The sequence below is a fragment of the Succinivibrio sp. genome (assembly GCF_045124615.1).
Classification (GTDB): Bacteria; Pseudomonadota; Gammaproteobacteria; order Enterobacterales; family Succinivibrionaceae; genus Succinivibrio; species Succinivibrio faecicola.
Map to the genome: position 1 here is coordinate 1 of NZ_JBGVMC010000079.1, position 3092 is coordinate 3092.

3 protein-coding genes are annotated in these 3092 nt (G+C 37.3%); all 3 read left to right on the plus strand.

All coding sequences use genetic code 11. The features are described 5' to 3' along the window. The first annotated feature begins 283 nt into the window (after positions 1-283). Positions 284-1930, plus strand: a complete 1647-nt coding sequence (locus ACJML3_RS02120; protein WP_406020198.1) for an anti-CBASS protein Acb1 family protein — start codon at positions 284-286, stop codon at positions 1928-1930. Positions 1931-2124: 194 nt separating this feature from the next. Then, complete coding sequence (locus ACJML3_RS02125; protein WP_406020200.1) at positions 2125-2874, plus strand: phage minor head protein; 750 nt, start codon at positions 2125-2127, stop codon at positions 2872-2874. Next, on the plus strand, positions 2867-3092 hold a 226-nt coding region (locus ACJML3_RS02130; RefSeq protein ID WP_406020201.1), incomplete at its 3' end, for a DUF2213 domain-containing protein. The genes ACJML3_RS02125 and ACJML3_RS02130, both read left to right, overlap by 8 nt.

Genomic DNA, 3092 nt, shown 5'->3' on the forward strand with positions numbered 1-3092 from the left:
CGGTAAAAAATGGTAGATCAGAAAACAGCACAAAGAGCAGGATAGCCAAAACCGTATAATTTCTTTTTGGAATAAGAATTTATACTTGTTGTTAAGTGACGATAAACGAAAGCATGAAAAATGTTTTAGAAAATTAAGAGAATTGAAGATTTAATTTAGAAAGAAAAAACCGCTATAATAAAAATAGCGGTTTAAAATTTGTGAATTTAACGAATGAAACACCTGTAAAGATCCAAAGTGCATCAATGAGATCTTATCAGAAAATCATACAAAGGATCGTGTTATGGCAGATGAAAAAGTAAAAGTTATTGATAAAACAGAAAATAAAATTGATTCTGTTAAATCTGAAGTGCCTCAAATGAAATTGACCGCAGAAAGCATAAAAGATCGCCTTGCACTGATCCCAGAACGCACCGCAAAAGCCTTAAACAGCTTAAAAGAAGTGAAAGAGGCTTTTTCTCTACCTGTTACTATGTCAGGATTAAACCAGGAACAGCGTAATAACCTGAATATGGCTTTTGATTCCGCTGGCGGTTTTAATGCAATCTATGAGAGCTTGACACAACACGCTTACGACTTAGGGCAATATCCGATAACTTCTTTTGTTGGTTATGGAGTATTGCAGCAGATAGCGCAACAAGGTTTAATCCGTGCCTGTGTGCAGACAATAGCAGATGATTTGAGTAGAAAGTGGATCAAGCTAACCGGGTGTGATGATTCCGATAAACTTGAAAAATTAACAAATCTCCTAAGAGATTATCATATTCAGGATCTATTTCATAAAGCTGTGACTACTACCGGCTATATGGGCGGAGCTTTTATCTTTGTTGACACTGGAGAGGATGATCTTACTCTACCTTTAGCAGTCAATGACTTAAGTGCTGAATTAAAAGGCAAAGATGCAAGCGTTAAATTCATTGTTGTAGATCCTGTTAATGTCTCACCAATAGATTATAACTGTATCGATCCGCTGCGTGATGATTATATGCGCCCACGTATGTGGCAGGTTTTAGGGCGCAGAGTACACGCAAGCAGACTGATTACTTTTATTGAAAATCAGCCTCCTATCCTTTTAAAGCCTAACTACAACTTTTTAGGCATCCCACAAGCTCAGATTTTGTGGGATTACGTGATCCACTTTAATGACTGCAGAGCAAGCACAGCTAGACTTTTAAACAAGATCAGCCTGTTAGTAGTTCAGACTGATATGGATGCAGTTTTAAGCGATCCGCAAGGACTAGATCTCTTTGATGCAAAAATGGAATTTTTAGAGCGTTACAGAAATAATGACAGCGTTTTTGTATGTGATAAAGATTCAGAAAGTGTGATGAATGTTCAGACTACTATTGCAGGGTGTACTGATGTAGTTAGACAGTCGCTTGAACTGGTGGCCTGTATCAATCGTACTCCTGCTGTTAAGTTACTAGGCATTTCACCAAGCGGCTTCAACGCTACAGGCGAAAGCGATTTAAAAAATTATTATGACTATATAGCATCCAAGCAGGAGCTATACAGAGAGCAGATCCAAACTATATTGAAAATTATTCAGCTCGTTAATTTTGGAAAGATCGATCCTGCAATTACTTTTGAATTTGAGCCTTTAAATGAAGAAAACAAGGCAACTCAGGCAATGACAGCACAGACTAAGATCGGTGCATTAACTCAGTTAGTTGACCGTCAGGCAATGAGCGCAGAAGAGCTTAGAGAGGCGGTCAGACAAGATCAGGATCTAGGCCTTAATTTCCTTGATGAGGAGCTGCCGGAGGAATTACAGCAAGCTACACAAACCGACTTAATGACAGACGATCCAAATGCACAGCATGGCAATATGTTTGCAGAACTGATGCAGCAGAAACAGAACGCAGATACAGGCAATAAAAACAGCCTTGTTGACATGGCACAAAAAACGTTTAATAATTCAAATGAATAGTTTTTAATTTAATAAAAATTATGACTATAAAAAGAGTAAGAGTATCAAGAGCTATAGAAAGTAACGCAGGCATAAAAAAAGCGTATCAAAAGACTATTGATCGTATATGTAGCGACTTTCGATCTTTTGTAGCGAATGAGATTTTAAACTTTTTAGAAAGTAAACACGCCTTAACCGCTGATAGTTTAAAACCTTTGACAGCGGAGGAAAGACGAAAAAATAAAGAGTTAAAGAAAAAACTATTATCGGAAGTTGCTAAACGTAACCCGGATCTTTTAAAGTCTGATCTTGATAAGTTTATTTCTACAAATATCGCTTTATGGAGTGCATTAGTTGCCGAGGCAAGCGTTAAAAAAGTAGGAAAGATTATTTCACAAATAGCCTTCTCAACGTCAGAGGCACAGCGCAGAGCCTTTATTAACGCAAAAGTTACGAAAGGTCTAGTAAATAAGGCTTTTACCGTGCCAACCGTTAAAAAGCGTTATATCACACAGAAAGCTCTTGACGTGCTGCCTGATATTATTAGAGATAATGTAAACCTAATCACAAAAATCAATGTTGAAGATGTAGATCGTATCTCACAAGTGATTTTTAAAGGTTTACAGGAAGGGCGTAATTACAACGAGCTTTTAGACGAATTAAAAGCAACGCAAGGCTTTACAGATAGAAGAGCCTATACCGTTGCACAAGATCAGACTAACAAGATCAATCAGTTTATACAAAGACAGAATGCGCTAGCAATCGGATGTACTAAAGCCGTCTGGATTCATGTAGCTGGAAAATATACAAGTAGAGTAAGTCACATTCACATGAACGGCAAAACTTTTGAAATTGAAAAAGGCTGTTATGATGATTTTGAAAAGCGATACGTACAACCAGGAGAACTCATAAACTGCAAGTGTATTATGCAGGTTATTTTTGACGAGGATCAGATCAATGACTGATAAAATCGTATTTGACAAAGTAAGTTTTAAAGATTCTGTTAGATCGATTGATGATAACGGTTTTTTACACGTTGCGATCTCCAATATCTCTAAAGAACAGGTTGCTCCTTATATGGGCCATGAAATTCCTAACTATGAGCGATTAGGACTTAAACCAGATGAGATCTACAAAGTGTATAGGCCAGCGGAAGAACTCAAAAAGGCGGTTATCAGTTCAA

Coding starts and splice junctions, on each gene's coding strand:
- ACJML3_RS02120 (WP_406020198.1), top strand. CDS start 284: ATGGCAGATGAAAAAGTAAAAGTTATTGATAAAACAGAAAATAAAATT.